This is a genomic window from Litorisediminivivens sp. KMU-197 (assembly GCF_056858395.1).
Window position 1 is genome coordinate 20,651 of record NZ_JBXEQG010000014.1, and the last position, 18,601, is coordinate 39,251.

General features: G+C 60.8%; 18 protein-coding genes. 13 read left to right on the forward strand and 5 right to left on the reverse strand.

Annotated elements, in window-relative coordinates; genetic code table 11:
- Positions 1-81: 81 nt before the first annotated feature.
- Both AC04PT_RS18655 and AC04PT_RS18660 read left to right on the forward strand, forming a co-directional pair.
- On the forward strand, positions 82-1,479 hold the full coding sequence (locus AC04PT_RS18655) for a selenium-binding protein SBP56-related protein (protein ID WP_482875296.1): 1,398 nt from the start codon (positions 82-84) through the stop codon (positions 1,477-1,479).
- Between the two features lie 106 nt (positions 1,480-1,585).
- Positions 1,586-2,245: a hypothetical protein gene (locus AC04PT_RS18660; RefSeq protein WP_482875297.1), complete on the forward strand. Its 660-nt coding sequence runs from the start codon at positions 1,586-1,588 to the stop codon at positions 2,243-2,245.
- A 107-nt stretch (positions 2,246-2,352) separates the two neighbouring features.
- Here the strand turns inward: AC04PT_RS18660 and AC04PT_RS18665 are convergent, their stop codons facing one another.
- From AC04PT_RS18665 to AC04PT_RS18680, 4 genes are all read right to left on the reverse strand, one after another.
- A complete protein-coding gene (locus AC04PT_RS18665; protein WP_482875298.1) occupies positions 2,353-3,657 on the reverse strand; it encodes a sensor histidine kinase in 1,305 nt (434 codons plus the stop codon).
- A 68-nt stretch (positions 3,658-3,725) separates the two neighbouring features.
- Entirely contained in the window at positions 3,726-4,229 is a 504-nt protein-coding gene (locus AC04PT_RS18670) for a sigma-70 family RNA polymerase sigma factor (RefSeq protein WP_482875299.1), read from the reverse strand.
- An 88-nt stretch (positions 4,230-4,317) separates the two neighbouring features.
- Entirely contained in the window at positions 4,318-4,476 is a 159-nt protein-coding gene (locus tag AC04PT_RS18675) for a hypothetical protein (protein WP_482875300.1), read from the reverse strand.
- A gap of 165 nt (positions 4,477-4,641) precedes the next feature.
- Positions 4,642-5,226 (reverse strand): response regulator, encoded by a 585-nt coding sequence (locus AC04PT_RS18680; protein WP_482875301.1) that lies wholly within the window; start codon positions 5,224-5,226, stop codon positions 4,642-4,644.
- A gap of 1,014 nt (positions 5,227-6,240) precedes the next feature.
- Here AC04PT_RS18680 and repA point away from each other — a divergent pair.
- The 11 genes from repA (at position 6,241) to AC04PT_RS18735 (ending at position 17,963) form a co-directional block, all read left to right on the forward strand.
- Positions 6,241-7,527, forward strand: a complete 1,287-nt coding sequence (repA, locus tag AC04PT_RS18685) for a plasmid partitioning protein RepA (RefSeq protein WP_482875302.1) — start codon at positions 6,241-6,243, stop codon at positions 7,525-7,527.
- On the forward strand, positions 7,517-8,467 hold the full coding sequence (gene repB, locus AC04PT_RS18690) for a plasmid partitioning protein RepB (protein WP_482875303.1): 951 nt from the start codon (positions 7,517-7,519) through the stop codon (positions 8,465-8,467). The genes repA and repB overlap by 11 nt, the downstream gene beginning before the upstream one ends.
- A gap of 218 nt (positions 8,468-8,685) precedes the next feature.
- Positions 8,686-9,822 (forward strand): helix-turn-helix domain-containing protein, encoded by a 1,137-nt coding sequence (locus tag AC04PT_RS18695; RefSeq protein WP_482875304.1) that lies wholly within the window; start codon positions 8,686-8,688, stop codon positions 9,820-9,822.
- 107 nt (positions 9,823-9,929) lie between these two features.
- Positions 9,930-11,168 (forward strand): serine/threonine-protein kinase, encoded by a 1,239-nt coding sequence (locus tag AC04PT_RS18700; protein ID WP_482875305.1) that lies wholly within the window; start codon positions 9,930-9,932, stop codon positions 11,166-11,168.
- 1 nt (position 11,169) lies between these two features.
- Entirely contained in the window at positions 11,170-12,027 is an 858-nt protein-coding gene (locus AC04PT_RS18705) for an FHA domain-containing protein (protein WP_482875306.1), read from the forward strand.
- On the forward strand, positions 12,020-12,877 hold the full coding sequence (locus tag AC04PT_RS18710; protein ID WP_482875307.1) for a PP2C family protein-serine/threonine phosphatase: 858 nt from the start codon (positions 12,020-12,022) through the stop codon (positions 12,875-12,877). Before AC04PT_RS18705 ends, AC04PT_RS18710 begins: the two co-directional genes overlap by 8 nt.
- Before the next feature lie 80 nt (positions 12,878-12,957).
- Positions 12,958-13,929 (forward strand): hypothetical protein, encoded by a 972-nt coding sequence (locus tag AC04PT_RS18715; RefSeq protein ID WP_482875308.1) that lies wholly within the window; start codon positions 12,958-12,960, stop codon positions 13,927-13,929.
- Positions 13,930-13,965: 36 nt separating this feature from the next.
- Positions 13,966-15,978 (forward strand): dynamin family protein, encoded by a 2,013-nt coding sequence (locus AC04PT_RS18720; protein WP_482875309.1) that lies wholly within the window; start codon positions 13,966-13,968, stop codon positions 15,976-15,978.
- Positions 15,975-16,802, forward strand: coding sequence for a dynamin family protein (locus AC04PT_RS18725; RefSeq protein WP_482875310.1), 828 nt, complete (start codon positions 15,975-15,977; stop codon positions 16,800-16,802). Before AC04PT_RS18720 ends, AC04PT_RS18725 begins: the two co-directional genes overlap by 4 nt.
- 58 nt (positions 16,803-16,860) lie before the next feature.
- Positions 16,861-17,196 (forward strand): hypothetical protein, encoded by a 336-nt coding sequence (locus tag AC04PT_RS18730; RefSeq protein ID WP_482875311.1) that lies wholly within the window; start codon positions 16,861-16,863, stop codon positions 17,194-17,196.
- Positions 17,193-17,963, forward strand: a complete 771-nt coding sequence (locus AC04PT_RS18735) for a hypothetical protein (RefSeq protein WP_482875312.1) — start codon at positions 17,193-17,195, stop codon at positions 17,961-17,963. Before AC04PT_RS18730 ends, AC04PT_RS18735 begins: the two co-directional genes overlap by 4 nt.
- 22 nt (positions 17,964-17,985) lie before the next feature.
- Here AC04PT_RS18735 and AC04PT_RS18740 read toward each other — a convergent pair whose 3' ends face one another.
- Positions 17,986-18,600 (reverse strand): PqiC family protein, encoded by a 615-nt coding sequence (locus tag AC04PT_RS18740; RefSeq protein WP_482875313.1) that lies wholly within the window; start codon positions 18,598-18,600, stop codon positions 17,986-17,988.
- Position 18,601 lies beyond the last annotated feature (1 nt).

Consider the following 18,601-nt stretch of genomic DNA (forward strand, 5'->3'; position numbering starts at 1 on the left):
CCAATGCGGCAGGATAAGCCGCCCGAGGCAAGCGAGGCCGAGTTTCACGAAGCAACTGAAGATTATTCTGGGAGGAAGATCATGACATTAAGACCAGATCCGACATTCTACCCCTCGGCCAAGCTGGCCATGCAGGGGCCTGTCGAGAAACTTGCATTTACACTTTTGCTCAGTCCCGACGGCTCGCAGCCCGACGGCCTTGCTGTGGTTGACGTCGACCCGTCTTCCGACACCTACGGAGAGATCAGGCACAGCCTGTTCATGCCCAACAAAGGCGACGAATTCCACCACTTCGGCTGGAACGCCTGCTCCTCGGCACTGTCGCCGCTGACCGGCCATGCCTTTCTTGAACGGCGCTACCTAATCATCCCCGGCATCCGAAGCTCGCGGATTTACGTGATCGATGTGAAAGAGCCTCTGGAAGCCAAGATCCACAAGATCATCGAACCGGAAGAGCTGCTGGATAAGACCGGATATTCCCGACCCCACACCATCCACTGTGGACCTGAGGGCATCTATGTTTCAACCCTTGGCGGCGCGGGCGAGGACGGCACTGACGGACCTCCGGGCATCTTCATCATGGATTGCGAGACCTTCGAAATCCGCGGTCGCTATGAGATGGACCGGGGCGCACAGGACAAGCACTACGACTTCTGGTGGAACCTGCCACGCGACTACATGGTGTCGTCCGAATGGGGCCTGCCGCCGCAGTTCGAAAACGGTATCGTCGCCGAAGACCTCCTGAGCAACAAGTACGGACATTCGATCCATTTCTGGGATCTCAGGGCGCGGAAATGCGTTCAGACCATCGACTTGGGCGAAAATCACCAGATGGCGCTGGAAATCCGGCCTGCCCACGATCCGGCCAAGCAATACGGATTTTGCGGCGTTGTGGTGGACACGACCAACCTTCAAGGGTCGATCTTCACATGGTGGCGCAATGACGATGGCACATTCGAAGCCAAGAAGACCATCACCATCGACCCGCAGCCGGCCTCTGCCGATGACCTTCCGGATTTGCTGAAGGGGTTCGAAGCGGTGCCACCGCTGGTGACGGACATCGACCTGTCGCTGGACGACAAGTACCTCTACGTCGCCTGTTGGGGAACGGGTGAGATGCATCAGTACGATGTCTCGGACCCTATGAACCCGACGCTTGCCGGCAAGGTCGAGATCGGGGGGATCGTGAAGAAGGCCAAACACCCGAACGGCAAGGACTTTGGCTACGGGCCGCAGATGGTGGAAATCAGCCGCGACGGAAAACGGGTCTACTGGACCAATTCGCTCTATTCGACTTGGGACGATCAGTTCTATCCCGGCGAGCGTGGGGCAGCGATGGTGATGGCGAAGAACGAGAACGGGTCCTTCGAACTGGATCCTGACTTCTGGGTGGAATTCCCCGAGGGCTACCGCAGCCACCAGATCAGGCTTGAGGGCGGCGATTGCTCGACCGACAGCTTCTGCTACCCGTCGGCGTGATTTGCGCCGAGGCCGCCCTGGGCCTTGCCCAGGATCGCGGTCGCCCAACAGAGGCGGCGGCCCCGGATCAGGTCCGGGGCTGCTTCTTCGGCGGGCGGGGAGCGTCATGACCGGCGATCTCGGCCTGTGGTGGGCCGTCATCGCGGTCGGGCTTTATCACGGTCTCAACCCCGGCATGGGCTGGCCCCTCGCGGTGTCCGCGGCACTGATGGAGCGCCGCGCGACCGCCCTGCCCCGCGCACTGGCTGCGCTGGCGGGGGGACACTTCCTGTCGATGACCGTGATCCTGATGCCGTTTTCGCTGATGGTGGCGCTGGTCGACTGGCAGCGCGAATTCCGGATCGCGGCGGCGCTGGTGGTGATTGCGATGGGCCTGTACCTGCTGATCAACCGGCGGCACCCGCGGTTCCTGTCACGGGTGCCACCTTCGCAATTGGCGATGTGGTCCTTCCTTGCCGCATTGGCACATGGCGCAGGGCTGATGCTGGTGCCGATGTACCTCGGGCTGTGCGAGGCAGACACGCTTGATACCGGCCACAGTGCCGCGCTGTCGCTCATGGCATCCAATATCGGCACGGCTCTTGTCGTCGCGGCGATACATACGGCTGCAATGGTTGTCGCCGGGGGGGCGCTGGCGCTGCTGTTCTATTTCTGGCTGGGCTTGCGGTTTCTGTCGCGGACCTGGTTCAATCTCGATCTGATCTGGGCGCTGTCCTTGATCTTGGTCGGCGCAGTTGGATTGTTCGGGGCCTTCGGCGGACACTGATCCTTCGAACCAACCTGCTGGTGTCTTGATCATCGGACCTTCAGGAATGCTTAAAACATCCATCAAGCAGCCGGACACTGAATTGTGGCGGCGCACAAACGATCCTGTCAGGCCAATGGGAACCTAATCGAGAGCTCCAGTCCTTCGGGCTTCAGCACGTGTTGCACCTTTCCATCCAGTTCATAGGCTGAGGCCTGCTTGATCATGTGCATGCCGAAGCCGTCCTCGGGATCGGTGCAAGTCGGAGACGGGCCGCCCCGTTCGCGCCATGTAAGGACGACGTCTTGTCCTGCGTCGCCCTGTTCTATGCTCCACAAGACTGCCAGCCGGCCCTTCGTGGACGAAAGCGATCCATGTTTGGCCGCGTTGGTGCCGAGTTCGTGCAACACCAGTGCCAGACACAGCGCCTGCCGAGGGGAAAGTCGTACATCGGGGCCCGAGAACGTCAGCCGCCCGTCGTCCGCACTACCGTAGGCGTGCAGCGTCTCCTTGACCAGTTCGCCAAGGTCCGCGGATTTCCAGCGGGTTTTGAAAAGCTCGTCATGCGCGCGTGACAGAGCCTTGATCCGTCCGAGGAAACGATCACGGAAATCGGCCATGGTCATGTCATCATTGACCGGGCGCCGCGCGATAGCCTGAACCACTGCCAGCGTGTTCTTGACCCTGTGGCTGAGCTCATGGGTCAGCAAGTCCTGCCGTTGTTCGGCCTGTCTGCGGTCGCTGATGTCGCGAAACAGGGTGCCGACGCGGTTCTCATCAGGCGCGCCGAAGGGAAAAACGTAGCATTCGAAAACCCGGGACAACGCGACCGATCCTGCCTCGATCCGTTCGGCTTCACCGCTACGGACCACGCTCGAAAAAGCGTCACGCCAGTGGTCTTCGAAGGTGCCGAGAAGCTCAAGCAGGGACTTCCCCTCGGGTTGCGCCAGACCGGTCTGGCGTTCGAAGGCCGCATTGACCTCGACCACCCTCAGGTCTGACAAAGCGCCGTCACTGTCGAAAATCGCGTCGAGTATACTGACGCCATCATCAATCGCGTCGAGCAACTGCCGATACCGGCTCGCCGTACGCAGGCTCTGCGAACCGTCTTGCGTGGGCACCTTCGTGACACGCATGCTAACGCCTTGGACAGAAGGCACGCTTCCCGCCGGGATCACGTAGATGCGCCCTGCCCTTACCTCAGTCTGGTCCCCCACCGGATGGACGGCCATATCGGTGTGAGCAGCAAGCACCTCTGCAAGCTGCTCGGGTATGGTCCCTTCGGCTTTGATTACATATGACAGGCTCGTGTCACTGCACAGCTGCCGAACGACGGACTTGAGCGTGGTGTCTCCGCAGGTCAGTGCATCAATGCAGCATAGCTGGACCATGCCTTCTTCGTTGGAGTCTTGGCGTTTTGGACCTGGTTCCATGACATTATCCGACCGCCCGTGGCCCTAGGACGAGCCGGGTTACACCACGAAGTGCAGACACGACCTGTTCACACTGCATCGTCATCGAGGTCCTCGATCACCATCGCGCGCGCCCGGTTGACGCGACTCTTCACCGTACCTACGGCGATCTGACAAATCTCCGCGCTGGATTCGTAGCTTTCGCCCAGCATGATCACCAAGATGAATATCTCGCGGTAATGCACGGGCAGCCGGTTGACGGCTGCCATAACCTCTTGTCCGCGTATTGACCATTCCTGCGTTGGCGGAACCGTTAGTTCACCCGAGACGCAGTCGGATGCGCCCGTCAACTCTCGCCCGGCCTTGGCGCGGGTGTTGTAAAAGGTGTTGCGCATGATGGTGAACAGCCAGGCCCGCAGGTTCGTGCCTTCGCGGAACTTCTCACGGTAGCGGATTGCCTTGACCAGCGTATCCTGAACCAAGTCATCGGCTTCGTCGATGTTGCGGGTCAGGGATCGCGCGAAGGCACGAAGCGCTGGCAGCCATTCGATCGTAGCCTGCGGATCCAGTATAGAAGGTTCTTCAAATGGCATCGCGCCCCCCACACCGCTTTGCGTCACAACCAAAACGTGGGGGTACTGTCATTGTTCCCTTGGGTAAGGAAATGAAGTCCGAGGCAACTTAGCTCTCTGCGGACCGCAGAAGCCGTTGCAATTCCTGCGCAAGGATCAATAGACGCTCAGGGGTATCTTCCTTGCGGATTTCAGACAGCTGCTGTTTTACGTGTTGATCGAATTGCGCCTCATTCGAGGGCTTGGCCACATCGTCTTTGTCGGTCATGTCATTGGCCTTCCGCATGGATCATGCCGGCTACATTGTAGACACGACTGGACCGGCAACTGTTATATCCGCGCATATCCGGGCGATGTTCAACCCCGCGAGCTGTCAAATATCTGTAAACGTATCCAAGACACCGCGGTATCCAATCGTGGTCCCGCGGACGCCTCAGTTCATGATGTCTGTACCATGGCAATCCAGAAGATGACGCATCCGTTCGATCAGCCAGCGCACCTTGGCATCACCCTCCCCGAGGCTGTTGCCATCGCTGACATGAGAGATCGCATCCTTCAAAATGCGCTCAACCAACCGGTCGGCGACCACCGGATCGCAATATATCAATCGTGCCGCGACGCGCAGCTTCGGCAGGACGTTACGGACGTCGTCAACCGTCTCGAACGACTGTGCGGCGAAGGTGACGATTGCCGCGTCACGAATGTCGAAGATCGGCTTGCGGATGATCGGAACAGACCAGAACCTGCGCGGCAAGTCCTTGTCACCGGGCCAACTGGTATAGAACACGATGGGTATGCCGCGGCGAACCAGTTCGTCAGCCAGAGGGAAGACAAGTTCGCCGGACAGATCGATGTCAAGCACGGCAGCGTTCGAAGCGGGCACCAACGACATCGCACGCTCAACGGTTGCCACGGGTCCTAACACCTCTACACCGGTGCCGCGAATGAACCGCACAATCTCCTCAGCTTGCAGGTAATCATCTTCGACAACGAGTACATGTCGTGTCTGCGGGTCCATTTGATCCTCGATATAGCTTCGACGAAGGATGAACGCCCGGAGGTCACCGGGGTTCCGAGTTAGCGCATTCCGCCGATGCCGCGTGACTGCAAGATTGGAACATTCGCTTCTACGCGCCGTTGGGCAAGCGTCAGGCAAGGAGCAGACTTCATGGCCCGAAGCGGAAATCCCTCCCACGCGGCGCGACCTAGTGGTCCTGCCGAGGCCAATCGTCTGCGGAATGACATCGACAGCGGGCGTACCGGAGACAAGGTGAACGCACCCGACCCCGCCGCCGCGCCGCTTGGCACTGATGCCGAGGCCGGAGGTGCCTCCCCGAGTGTCGCTGAAGCACGTGCCGCGCGAGCCATCGAAACCGCCCGGACCTCCGAGACGCCGCTGCGCACAATTCCCGAGGCCGCGCCTGGGAAGACCCGTCCTGCCCGTTCCCGCGTACCCGTACTTTTGGGGGCCGCAGCGGTGATCATCGTGATCTCCCTTTTGGCATTGATGCGCTGACCCACTTCGTTCCGAAACACGCGGCCAAGCCCTCAGGCGATGATCGCGACGGCGGATACGCCTTCAGTTAGTAAGTCTAACCGCCGCTGGTTAACCAGCAACGCGACGTCCGATAATTATGTCGCAGTTTCTTGATCGTGTTGATGGTAGGCAAGCTTAAGTTCAAGTAACGGGACTCCGGCTTTATGCCGGCAATCGGGATCAGTTTTACTCGAGACTAGGGATTCGCAATTGGTCATTCGTCCAGACACTTTGCCCCTCGCATAGGCTAGCTCGCCGTTACTCACCCTACTTAACTGAAATGCCGTCCCCTTCTATGGCTTTAAGCTGTGGATAAGTGGAAGGCAATTTTTTCGAGTAATTTCATTGATCTGGATTTACGATCTGCTCGGCGGTGGCTTCTGGCACGCACGACCTTGTGGTCTCAACTTATCGAACCACAAGTGGCACCGACACATTTCTCTTGAGTTTCAATCTCTCTAACGGCATACCTGTAACGCGATAAGACAAAAAAATATGACCTCGGCGTTTCTAGAGCATCATCCCTTTCAGGCGGGGTGTCGTAACGCGGTACAGGTCGATAGAAAACGAGCGGACACTATGCACCCTGTGCTGCATGACAAGCTAAAAACGGATGCCGACAGGCTCTCCGAAGCGCTGGAGCACATGTCAAAGCTGTTTCTTGCGCCGAAAGAGGCCAAGACACTGCGCAGCTTCACCACTGCCGAAGTGGGTGAACTCTTGCGGGTGAGCGACGGGTATCTACGCAAAGCGCATTTCGACGGTCGCATCCCCGACGTTGAACAGGGTCCGGGAAACAAGCGGCTCTATACCGCCCAGAATATCCTTGAGATCAGACAGATCCTCGCACAGAGCGCCAAGGACCCCGACCAGTTCCTGCCCGGCCGCCGTGCGGGCGACAAGCTTCAGATTTGGTCTACGGTCAACTTCAAGGGCGGGTCCAGCAAGACGACAACCACGGTGACGCTGGGCATGCGGTTGGCGCTGCGCGGCTATAGGGTCTGCCTGATGGACGCTGATCCCCAGGCATCGTTGACAACCTTTTTCGGGTATCAGCCCGAAATTGATTTTCGTCAGGGCGGCACGCTTTACGATGCGATCCGATACAACGATGGCGATACGTCCCGCGTACCGATAACCGATATCTTGCGGCCCACGTATTTCCCGAACCTCGACCTTGTCCCCGGCGGCATCATGCTGTCGGAGTTCGAAACCGAGACCCCAACCGCTTTGAGCCGTGGCGAACAGCCTGTGTTCTTCAACCGAATCCGCGATTCCCTGCGGCAAGTGGAAGACGACTATGACATCGTCCTGATCGACTGCCCACCGCAGCTTGGTTACCTGACCATGGCCGCGGTCTGCGCGTCCACGTCGCTGTTGATGACAATCATCCCCGAACGCGTGGACTTGGCCTCGGCCAGCCAGTTCTTGACCATGGCTTCAGGGATCCTCGAGGTGCTCTATTCCAATGGCGGCATAGGGGCCTACGACAATTTTGCATATCTGCTCACGCGCTTCGACACCGCAATCAGCACGCAGCAGGATCTGGCCGAATGGATCCGTCAGCTGCTTGGCGACAGCGTTATCCACACGCCCTTCGTCAAGTCATCGGCGGTCAGCGAGGCCGGGTTGTCGCAGAAGACGATCTTCGAGGTTGATCTCGTGGGCTCAAAGAACCGCAAGACCTATGACCGGGCCTTGGAGTCTGCGATCGGATTTTCCAATGACATCGAGAAGATGATCCAGAGTGCCTGGGGTCGGGGAGGCAAAGATGAAGCGTGACCTGCTGGCAAAGAGCCTCGCCCAAATGGGTACGAAATCCACTGAGGCAGATTTGCCGGTCACCCCGCCCCAAGAGGCCGCTCCGCGCTCCCTAAAAAGCATGTCTGACGTGCTGTCGCAGGTCTCGGCCCAGTCGGCCCAACAGGTCGATATTTCCGAGATCGCAGATTCAGAGATTGCGGACCGTTTTGACGTGTCCGATGGATTGAGCGACCTGATCGAATCGATCCGGACGTCAGGTCAGCAACTCCCTGCCCTGCTTCGTTATCGCCGTGGCGCCGGGCCCCGCTACGAAGTTGTCTATGGACGTCGCCGTATCGCCGCCTGCCGCGCGCTCGGGATCAAGGTCAAGGCCTACATCAAGGAGATGGACCAGCGTGAGGCGCTTGTCTCACAAGCGCTGGAAAACTCCGCCCGATTGGAACGCAGCTTCATCGAACAGGCAATTTTTGCCGCAAGGCTTGAAGCGCAGGGGTTCACCCGCGCTGAGATCGGCGAGGTGTTGGCAGTCGACAAGGGCACTCTGAGCAAGTTGATCGGCGTGGCACGCGATGTGCCTGACGCCGTGATTTACAAGATCGGTGCGGCACATGATGCCGGCCGCAGACCCTGGCTGGAACTCAGGCGGCTGGTGACGGCCAATAACGCGGTGGCCGGAGATGCATTGCTTGCAATGGTTCCGGCCAGAGGCACACCGGCAGAGAAGCTGACAAGCCTTGTGAAGGCCCTTCAGGCCTATGACCTGACCGCCGCGAGCCAGCCGGCGAAAAAAAAGACTTCATCGCCTTTGACCAAGGTGAAGAACGCGCCCCTGGCAGCGAAATCCAAAGGCAAGCGCCTTGTGATCGAGATATCGGACAGGACAGAGCAGGATTTTATAGGCTTTGTCGAAGACCGCTTGGCGGCACTCTATGTGGAGTGGAAGCAGCTGAAACAGTGATAAACCATTGATAACGTTGATGTTGGCCGCGGCCAACATCATACCACGAACCAAAACCGAGCAGCAAGGAGGCAGACAGAAGCGCAAAAAGAAACCCCCCGAAGGCGGTTAAGCACTCCAGAGGGTCCCGATTTACTAGCACTCTATTGGTACCCCCAAAAACGAATCGCTGCAACACCGATTTCGGTGACCGGTAGACATTTGCCGTCTGAAAATGAATGAGATCTGAACCAGTCACGACGACGCTCGTCGAGGCACAGGATAGCTGTGCCCGCTACGCACCGGTGGGCTTTCACGGCCTTGGCCGAATTGAAGACCAACCTGGCTTCGCCCCTATAACCCGCCGCGCCCTGATGACCGCGGTCAACACTGTGGGCCGCGATCTGGGGCTTCGGCCGGCATCGGTTGCTGTCTTGGACGCGCTGCTGAGTTGCCTGCCCTGCAAGCATCCGCAGACCGGGAAAGACCTGCCGATCACACCGCTTACCCTGCTTACGGTGTTTGCCGCCAACGACACCCTCTGCTTCCGTGCCAAGGGCATCAGCGACCGCCAGTTGCGTCGCCACCTCGAACGGTTGGAAAACGTCGGATTGATCCACCGCCGCGACAGCGCCAATGGCAAGCGTTTTCCAGTACACCGCAAGGGTCGGATCGTCGGTGCCTTCGGGATCGACCTGTCCCCGCTTCTTGCGCAGTCAGCCGCGTTGATCGCCATGGCTGAAACCCGTCGGCAAGAAGCCGAGGAGCTTCGCGGACTGAAAGCCTGTATTCAGGATTTGCGGAGCAAGTGCCTGAAACTCAATTTGCCCGGTGCCCACGTCACTTATATCGAAAACACCCGCAACCTGTTGCGCCGGGTCGGAACGACATTGGCTGAAGCCCGCGCTGTACTTGCCAGACTGACCGAAATCCTGGCATCGGCCATTACCCTTCCAGATGCTGAACCAGCCGTCGACAACACGACGAAAGCAAGCCAAGTGCCCGTCACTGACGGACAAAACGTCCGGCACAAAGAACCAGAAAAACCAGATACTAATAACACCGCGTCGCAAACCATGGCAGAGATTTGGTGCAAGCTCTCCGCCATACCGCATTATTATCCTGACATACCAAACACCGTACAGGGCCTGCACAGGTTGATCCTGGATATTGGGCGATTGCTTGGGATAAGCGCGGAAACGGTTCTGACGTCTCTGAGAAAACTTGGGCCCCTTGAAACCCTTCGGCATCAGGACTGGATAGCCAACCGAATTTCCAAGGTTACAAACCCTGACGGCTATCTTGCCCGAATAGTCCACTGTTCCCAGCCAAAAGTTGGCCATGGCCAACCCCTGAGATACCCGTCGCATGGCTGACCGCAAAAACAAGGGCCTTCAGCATTTAAATCGCATTGGCTGCAAGAGCCACAGTTCTGGCGCAAAACCTTCACCTGTGAGCCTGTGTTTGCGCGTGAATTCGCAGGATGCAAGCTGATATCCTATGTCCAAGCCCGACCTCGATAGAACCTGTACCGGCAGGAGACGAACTGCCGACCGGAACCGAGCTCTGCGACGGGCAATATGTCATCAAACGCTATCTCAACTGCGGTGGCTTTGGGATAACCTACCTTGCGGATGACTCCCTCGGCAGGAAGGTCGTGATCAAGGAGTGCTTTCCGAACGCAATCTGTTGCCGGGCAGGGCGGACCGTACGGCTGAGATCGCAAACCTACGAAGTGGATTTCAATCGCGCTGTCACGCTCTTCCAGAAGGAAGCACGGACGCTTGCGCAGCTCGACCATCCCAATGTCGTCGGCGTGCACCAGATATTCGAGGCCAACGGCACCGCCTACATGGCGCTGGATTTCGTCGAAGGCACCGACCTTCTCGATCTGTTGGAACAGCATCCCGAGGTTCGGTCTCCCGCGGCCCTGAGGGAATTGTCAGTCATCCTTCTGCAAGCTCTGAGCTATGTCCATGACAGCGGCGTGCTGCACCGCGACATCTCGCCCGACAACGTCATATTGGATCTGACCGGCACACCGGTCCTGATCGACTTCGGCGCCGCCCTTCAAAGCGTTACCCAGGCCAGCCGTATCCTCAGCAGGGTCTATACAGTCAAGGATGGTTACTCCCCGCAGGAGTTCTACATCGCGGGCAGTACCCAGTCTCCCGCCAGTGATCTCTACGCCCTCGCAGCAACTTTCTATCACTTGATAACCGGCACGCCGCCACCGAATTCCTCGCTGCGTTTGGCGGCTGTGGCAGAGCATAGACCGGATCCGTATGAGCAATTGCTCGGAAAGTATCCTGCGCACGATCCGGAGCTTCTGGCCTCCATCGACCGGTGCATGAGCTTGTTTGCGCGGGACCGTCTGCCATCGGCAGAGGCATGGCTGGCCGCGTTGAGTGGTGACGCACAAACGGCAGGGCAGGGCGGAACTGTAGCGCCGGACATCTCCAGCCAGATCGCAACATTGGTTGAAGAGAACCACAAGGCCATCGCGACATCCATCCCGAAGCCTGTCGAAATAGAACCGGCGCCTCCGAACAATTGGCCTCCTGATCGCGATTACTGGGCCATTCTCAATGAGACCAGCACCGAGGAGGCCGCGCCGGAGGAAGTCGCGTTGATCGCACCCTCATCCCCGCGATCCTTGCTGGGAAGGCTGCTGGATCGGATCGCTCCCGTGCCACGCAAACACCTTGCAGAAAGGGGATGACATGTCCGGATTGAAGAACCTGATCGCACGCCGCCGTCCGCCAGTCAGTCGCCCGAGCGTCGAAGACCCGGTAGACCCGTGCACTTCGCAAACCCGAGACCTGTCGTTGGCGGAAGACCGCGACATCGCCCGTGCGCGGGACGGCCGCGCCCATGTTCCGGGACCGGATGGTGTTCGTCCGCGTCCGGTTCGCCCAACGCTGGCGGGCGCACCGGAGGATGGATGTGAAGATATCGTGACCCAGGCAAGCCCGGAGCCAGCAACGCCTCGACCAAAGATTTGGGATATTAATCCGCCCGCGGTTTCTGGATCGGAGCCCGAAGTTGAAACAACAGGCGCGATCCTTGCCAAGTGCTCGGAGGACCCACTGCCGCCTAAACCCAGCGTTTCCAACGCTTCCAACGACCGGGCGAAAACCCGTCTTCTGGGTTTTCATGACGATTTCGCACACACCGATGTACTGGACGCCATACCTGGGGCCTCGTCGGCAATGACCCGCTTTCCCATCGGCTGGCTGGTCGTTACCGAGGGGCCGGGCAGGGGCGCATCCTATGCGCTGACAGCCGGGCTATCCACACTTGGGCGCGACGCAAGCCAGACCATTGCGCTCGACTTCGGTGACAGCGCCATTTCGCGCAAGGGGCATGTATCGATCGCCTTCGATGAAGAGGAAAACCGGACTTACGTTGGCCATGGCGGCAAGGCCAACATTGTCCGTCTGAATGGCAATCCACTGCTCAGCACGGAAGAACTACGCGATGGCGATACCCTGCGGATCGGCAAGACCATGTTGCGGTTCGTGGCCTTTTGCACGCCGGACTACTCATGGCGGGTCGACGAGGAAGGTCATAATGGCTGACCTTGTAGCAGAGGCTCACGCCGCCCAGAGCAGAGGCGCCCGCGCCCGTCAGGAAGACGCTGTCATCGCGCATTTCCCCCCGGGCGAGGAACTGGGATTCGCGGTCTTGTCGGACGGCATGGGTGGCCATGAGGATGGCGATCTCGCAGCCCGCATACTTGCGGGCGAAATGTTCGGTGAACTGTTCCTGACGGCGGCCCGCCACGGTCTGATGCAGGACAATGCGAAGACCCTCCTGACGGCCGCACTGGGCAGCGCGAACCGGAAGCTCAGGGATAATATCGAGTCCGGTCACATCGGCAAGGACACCGGCGGAACCATGCTCGCCGTGATGGCATATCGGGAAAAGCTGCGGTGGATTTCCGTCGGCGACAGCCCCTTGTACCTGTGGCGCCGTGGCGTGTTGCATCGCCTCAACGAAGATCACTCGATGGCTCCGCAAATCGACATGATGGTCGCAAGGGGCGCCATAGGGGTTGCCGAGGCAGAGACCCACCCCGATCGCAGTTGTCTGACCTCGGCGATGACCGGCCGACCCGTACCCAGGATCGACTGCCCGGACGAGCCACTGACACTTGAACGAGGCGATATCGTCATCCTCGGCAGTGACGGGATCGAAACCCTGCCGGGTTCCGAAATCGCTAAGATGAGCGAGGCCTACCGCTTTCGCCCGAGTGCGACCCTTGCGCAGGCCTTGTTGGCCGCTGTGCAAGAGCGCGCGTTGCCCGATCAAGACAACACATCGGTGGCCGTGATCCGCCTGACCCGGCGATCGCAACCGGCAGCGGGTATGATCCGCCGCATCACACTAGGCCTGGGAGGATGCCTGACCGGCAGAAGGGCGCCATGACGCGGCAGGAGGTGACAGGGCACCTGCAATATCTGGCGCATTCCGCTCCCACAGCGAAGGCACGGGCGGCATGCGAAGCGATGCTGAAACGGCTGGAGGCGCCGGCATGTATCGGCATTCTTGGGCTTCCCGGGTCCGGGAAGCGAAAGCTCTTGCGCGAATTGTCGGGGTTGCCGCTGGACGCCGCTGACATGCCGACGTTGACGCTGACGTACGGTCCCGTGCCAAACACACTGGCGACGCTTGCGGACGGATCCTTGCTGGAAAGGGCAGGGTTACCGTCGCCGGAACTTTTGGGCCAGGCGCCGGTCTTCCTGAAGGTGGAGGCACCCTCCGACGTTCTCAACGGGCGTAGCCTGCTGTTGGTGGCATGCGAGGCTGATCCGCGTGATGCGGCGGCGGCAATGGCCTGGGCCTCGTCGCGGGTCGATATCTGCTTGTGGTGCTCGCAGCGTTTTGCAGCAGAGGAAGCCAGCCTGTGGCTGGCCGCACCGGAGCCTTTGCGCAATCACGGCCTTCTGGTGCTGACTGACTTCAAGGACGTCGCTGACCCACCATTCGAGGCAGTGTTCCGGCCTGCCGGTCAGTCTGGCTATGCGGGCGTTTCCCGGCACATCACCGCAGTGGTCGAAGAGGCAAGAGAACAGGACCTCCATGCCGCCCGCCTGTTGCTGCGCCGATACAGCGCAGGCGTCTCCGACATTCCGCAAAACATTGCCGAAGGCCCATTCGTCCGGCCCGAGGCCAAGGCCGATCTGGCGCGGCTGTTTTCGCATCTGCGCAGTGCTGCCGATGGGCTGCGGCAGGGGCTGTCCGACGAAGGTGCGGCTGAGGTGCTGGAGACCGCAACAACCCTATTGGACACATTGACCAGCCGCGCCCTGCAATCCGAGCCCCTCGAAGAGACCTGGCCGCAGCTCTTGAGACTTTTCGAAGAGGCCCGGGACCTCGCGGTTTTGCTGCGAATGGAAGGCGGACCGGCACAGGCAGCCGACGCGGCGCAGTTGTTGCTTCAGGTGCGCTACGACATGGAAACCCTGCTGGCGGCCTGAGCCCGCGTCAGGCAGCCGAGAAGAAGGCAGACCGAGATGACCGATACAGACCACCGCGAAGCCGCGGGATTGCCTTCGCCCTTCGAGGCCCTTTCACTATTGGCAGACCGGCTGGCGACGCTCGACGCAGAGCTTGACCGCTTCTCCGGCACCGACCTGCGCGCCATTTCCCGACAGGCGAAACGCCTGCGTCAGCAGATCCGCGATTTTGAGCCGGGGGTAACCTTTATCGGGCAGGTCAAGGCGGGCAAGACCACGCTCGTCAACGCTCTGACCGGCGCGCCCGGACTGCTGCCGGCGGATGTGAACCCTTGGACTTCGGTGGTCACCTCACTGCACCTGCAACCGGACCGAGACGACCGTCGGTCGAGCTTTCGCTTTTTCACGGACACCGAGTGGGACAGCTTGCTTCGGCAGGGGGGACGGGTGGGCGAAATGGCGGCCCGCGCCGGTGCTGACGAGGAGTTGGCGAAGGTCCGCGCACAGCTTGAGCAGATACGCGAGAAATCAAAGGCGCGGCTGGGGCGCAAGTTTCACCTGCTTCTCGGCCAAACCCACGAATACGATGGCTTCGATGCCGAACTGATCGAACGCTATGTTTGCCTTGGTGACGACTTCTGGAACGAACCCGAAGAGGACTGGACGCTCGACCATTTCGCCGATTCCCGCAAGCGCGGCCGCTTTGCCGACATTACCAAGTCCGCCGATCTTTGGCTTGGGGCGGACACCCCTCTGGGTCTCTGCATAAAGGACACGCCCGGCGTCAACGACACCTTCATGATCCGCGAGCAGATCACCCTGAAGGCACTGCGCGAGGCGCGCCTCTGTGTCGTGGTGCTTTCGGCCCAGCAGGCACTGTCAGCGGTCGATCTGGGGCTTATCCGGCTAATCTCTGACGTCGAGGCGCGCGAGGTCATCATCTTCGTCAACCGCATCGACGATCTAGCAGATCCGGTTCAGGACGTGCCAGAAATCCGCCGCAGCATAGAGGCTGTCCTGAAACGGTTTCATGGGCCGACCGAGGCGCAGATCCTCTTTGGCAGCGGGCACTGGGCCAACCACGCGGTGCAGGGCACCGTGGATCAGCTGGGGCAAGGCAGCGCGGGAGCGCTGATCGCTTGGACCGAAGCGCATTTGAGTGCCGAGTTGGCCCAGCGTGATCCAATCGAGATCATCTGGGAAATGTCTGGCGTGCCGGCGCTGGGGCAGGCGATAGCGGACCGGGTTACCGCAGGCAGTGGCGCGGCACTGGAAGAGACCGTCGCGGCAGGTCTGAGCAATCTGAGCGCTGGAATCAGAGCCCGCGAAGACGGTCTGGACGCGCAGACCTTTGACGGCAGCGTCTGCCGCATGAGTACCCGTGAGATGGCCGACCGGTTCCGCAAGATCGAGCAGGACACGCTGAGGGATTTCGAACAGCGCCTGCAACCGGTGCAGGAAACCTTCGCCGCCCGTACCGAGAACGCCCGCCGCACCTTTCTGGCCCGGGCAACCTCTTCGCTCACCGACCATCTGCAAACCCGCGGAGACAGGGAGGTGTGGAGCTATGATCCGGCCGGGCTTCGGATGCTGCTGCGCACTGCCTACAAGGTCTTCGCGCAGGGGGCCAGCAAGGCCGGGCAGGACGCGCTCAAGGCGGCTGTAACCGAGATGGAAGCGCTTCTGTCCAGCGGGTTCGACGCAGGGCAGGGCGTGAACAGGCTGATGGCTCCGCCGTTGCCCGAGGCTACGGCTCCGGTCGGTCTGGGCCAGACCATCGCGCTGGATCTGCGCGGCGGCTGGTGGTCGCGGCTCTGGCGCAAACGCCGCGGCGCGCGCGCCATGGCCGACGATTTCGCGCGGCTTATACTCGAAGAGACCGTCCCGATGGTCAACGCACTGCGCCGGGACTGTGCAGATCCGCATGCCGAAGCTCTGCGCGAAGCGATACAGGCCTTCATTCACGCGCAACGCGACACTTTGCTGAGCTTCGCCGAGGGCGCCTCTGAAGACCGGCGCGGGGCGCGGATCCGTGTCATGCAAAGCAACTCCGAAAGGTCATACCGATGAACACCCAGTTCACTGTCGAAGCCACCTACCGCAAACCGCGTGTCGCGCTGATGGGCGAGTTCAGCGCTGGCAAGAGCACCCTTGCGAACCTTCTGCTCAGCCGGGACCTTTCCCCGGTCCAGGTCACCGCGACGCAGCTGCCGCCGGTGTGGTATCAGCTCGGCGAAGACCGCGTTACGCGCATGACTTCTGACGGCGACTATGTGCCCATGGATGCGGACGACTGGAGCGACGCCGGGACAGAGACGACGCGGATGATCTCGGTCCGGATGCAGGCGGACGTGCTGGACGCCTGCGACCTGATCGACATGCCCGGCACCTCGGATCCGTGCATGGCACCGGACCACTGGGCCCAGGTCCTGACGCTTGTCGATCTGGTGATCTGGTGTACCCCGGCCAATCAGGCTTGGCGACAGTCCGAGGCGGCCCTGTGGGAGCAGGTTCCCGAAGAGCTCTGGTCACGAAGCCTGCTGCTGGTCACCCGGGTCGACACGCTGAGGAACGATATTGATCGGGGCAGGGTGCTGGATCGTGTCCGCAACGAAACCGGCGGCATGTTCCGCGAGGTGTTGCCCATCGCCCTGACCGAAGCCATAGCCGGGCGGGACGACCAAGCGACGCTGGACGCAAGCGGAGCATCAGGCTTGGTGCGCTTTCTGGAGGCCGGGCTCAGCGGGCTGGTGCTCGAGCCAAAACCGGAGCTCAGACCGGATGCACAATCTGCCGCGCCGCGCGCTCCGGTGGCGGCCAAGCAAACAGGGTCAGGGGGTCGGGTGGTGCCGCGGCGGGTCGTCCGAGGAATATCGGCGCGCAGCCCGGCATAGGCGCGCTAAGGTGCCGTTAACCCAGGCTATGGCATGAAGGAGAGCGGAGGCTCGCTTCATGACGCTAGACGATCTGCTGACATTACGCGCGCGCCTTGACGGTTGCGAGGTGCTGCTGCTGGCCGACATTTCGGCCCGGACGGTATTGAGGTCGGACGCTGCCCTGCGGCTGGACCAGGATCAACTGGATGGGCTCTGCCTGACCGCCTGCCGCGTTTTTGCGCTTGGCTCTGCAACAGCGATGCTTGCCGGACCGACAGGGGTACAGGTTTTCGTGCGCGCAGGGTCGGAGGCGCTGATCGGCGTATTCTCCCCGAGTGCTGGGCTATCGGACGTGGTTGAGGACATGGCCGCCGCGCTGAGGGTGGCCTCACAGGACGCGCGTCGGGCATGACGACGCTGGCCGATGTCGCCGCCACACTGGCGCGGGTGGCGGCCCGCGGTGTAGTCCCCAGCCAGGTGGTCCGGCCCGCGACGGTGGATGAGGCTTGCGGCTTGGTGCTGGATGCGGTCGGGACCTGCCAATTGCCAAGGCTGATGACGGTGACGGCTGACGGTGCGCCTTGCCTGCGGCTTGTCGCGGCAGGAGGCCGCGTGCTTTCGGTCGTTTCGGCGAGTGACAGGGCAGGGCAGGCCGCCTTTGGTGATTTTCTGGACAGACCACTCTTGCCGGATGAGACCGTGCAGCTAGCAAGGCTGCTGCGCGCGGCATTCCCCGATCAGAGGCCGCTAAAGATCACTTTTTGCCGGACCGAAGCCGAGGGCCACGGGATCGCGCCAGCCGCGGTGTTGGAGTCAATGGGACTGAGATGGGACATCCTGGACAGTGCGCAGCGGCTTCAGCACCTTCACGCTGCCAGTAAGGAGGTGCTGATCGCTGTCCGGTCTTCGACTGGCGCGACCTCGATGAAGCGCGCCCAAACAGGTTTGTGCAGCAAGGTGACGGCCGTGGTTGACAGCTGTCTGCACGAGGCAAGCTTCACCGCGATATTAAGGGACGACGAACTGCTTCTGCTGTCTCAACCGGCAGGGGCCGAAGTCACGGTAGGGCTTCTGCGGGGCGCGGACGGGCCGGAAGCGATGGTATTTGATCCCGGCGTCGGCCCCGACCTGGCGGCTCTGTGGTCGGAACTCGTTCGTCCGGCTCTCGTCGAAATCTGATCCACAGGGGTCGGGGGCAAAGTCACCGCGCGAGGTCTCGGGCGATCTGTTCGGACAGTTGAGTCACGGCCAGGGTCTGCGCGGCAGCGATGGCGGCAGGGCTTCGGACTGCCAGCGGGATCACGATATCGAAAAGCTTCGACTTATCGCGCAAGGGCGGGGCGAGAACCTTTGGCGGGACGTCCGGATCGAGGCTTGTAATTGGGTCCGGGATTTCCGATCCCATGAAATACTGGCCTGACATGCGAAACGTGTTGTCAGTGGTGGCGATGAAGGTCTCGACGCGGATGTCCAGAACGCCCTGCGGCGGTTCGGGCAGGGGCCATGGTTCGGGCGCCACATGGGCCGAGGTCATGGCGTTGAGGTTGCGGCTGATGCTTAGCGTTGTCGCACGCTCGGGTTCGTCCGCCCACAGTCCGAAGTCCTCGGTCTTGACCACGCCGCCTGCGCCCTGGACCACGATTTTCTGATCCGCAGCATAGGTCGGCAGCGAAACGGTGCGCACCAGCAACGTGTGCACTCGGGCGGTGACGCGCAGGTCTGAGGGCTTGCTTTCCACCAGATACTGCATCTCGTCGTCGCCGCAGGCGGCCAGGACGAGCAGGGCGAACGTCGCGATCAGGTTTCGGATCATCATG

Excerpts from the sequence above, each read along its gene's own strand:
- AC04PT_RS18655 (WP_482875296.1), top strand. The coding sequence starts at position 82 with ATGACATTAAGACCAGATCCGACATTCTACCCCTCGGCCAAGCTGGCC.
- AC04PT_RS18660 (WP_482875297.1), top strand. The coding sequence starts at position 1,586 with ATGACCGGCGATCTCGGCCTGTGGTGGGCCGTCATCGCGGTCGGGCTT.
- AC04PT_RS18665 (WP_482875298.1), bottom strand. The coding sequence starts at position 3,657 with ATGGAACCAGGTCCAAAACGCCAAGACTCCAACGAAGAAGGCATGGTC.
- AC04PT_RS18670 (WP_482875299.1), bottom strand. The coding sequence starts at position 4,229 with ATGCCATTTGAAGAACCTTCTATACTGGATCCGCAGGCTACGATCGAA.
- AC04PT_RS18675 (WP_482875300.1), bottom strand. The coding sequence starts at position 4,476 with ATGACCGACAAAGACGATGTGGCCAAGCCCTCGAATGAGGCGCAATTC.
- AC04PT_RS18680 (WP_482875301.1), bottom strand. The coding sequence starts at position 5,226 with ATGGACCCGCAGACACGACATGTACTCGTTGTCGAAGATGATTACCTG.
- repA (WP_482875302.1), top strand. The coding sequence starts at position 6,241 with ATGACCTCGGCGTTTCTAGAGCATCATCCCTTTCAGGCGGGGTGTCGT.
- repB (WP_482875303.1), top strand. The coding sequence starts at position 7,517 with ATGAAGCGTGACCTGCTGGCAAAGAGCCTCGCCCAAATGGGTACGAAA.
- AC04PT_RS18695 (WP_482875304.1), top strand. The coding sequence starts at position 8,686 with ATGAGATCTGAACCAGTCACGACGACGCTCGTCGAGGCACAGGATAGC.
- AC04PT_RS18700 (WP_482875305.1), top strand. The coding sequence starts at position 9,930 with ATGCAAGCTGATATCCTATGTCCAAGCCCGACCTCGATAGAACCTGTA.
- AC04PT_RS18705 (WP_482875306.1), top strand. The coding sequence starts at position 11,170 with ATGTCCGGATTGAAGAACCTGATCGCACGCCGCCGTCCGCCAGTCAGT.
- AC04PT_RS18710 (WP_482875307.1), top strand. The coding sequence starts at position 12,020 with ATGGCTGACCTTGTAGCAGAGGCTCACGCCGCCCAGAGCAGAGGCGCC.
- AC04PT_RS18715 (WP_482875308.1), top strand. The coding sequence starts at position 12,958 with ATGCTGAAACGGCTGGAGGCGCCGGCATGTATCGGCATTCTTGGGCTT.
- AC04PT_RS18720 (WP_482875309.1), top strand. The coding sequence starts at position 13,966 with ATGACCGATACAGACCACCGCGAAGCCGCGGGATTGCCTTCGCCCTTC.
- AC04PT_RS18725 (WP_482875310.1), top strand. The coding sequence starts at position 15,975 with ATGAACACCCAGTTCACTGTCGAAGCCACCTACCGCAAACCGCGTGTC.
- AC04PT_RS18730 (WP_482875311.1), top strand. The coding sequence starts at position 16,861 with ATGACGCTAGACGATCTGCTGACATTACGCGCGCGCCTTGACGGTTGC.
- AC04PT_RS18735 (WP_482875312.1), top strand. The coding sequence starts at position 17,193 with ATGACGACGCTGGCCGATGTCGCCGCCACACTGGCGCGGGTGGCGGCC.
- AC04PT_RS18740 (WP_482875313.1), bottom strand. The coding sequence starts at position 18,600 with ATGATGATCCGAAACCTGATCGCGACGTTCGCCCTGCTCGTCCTGGCC.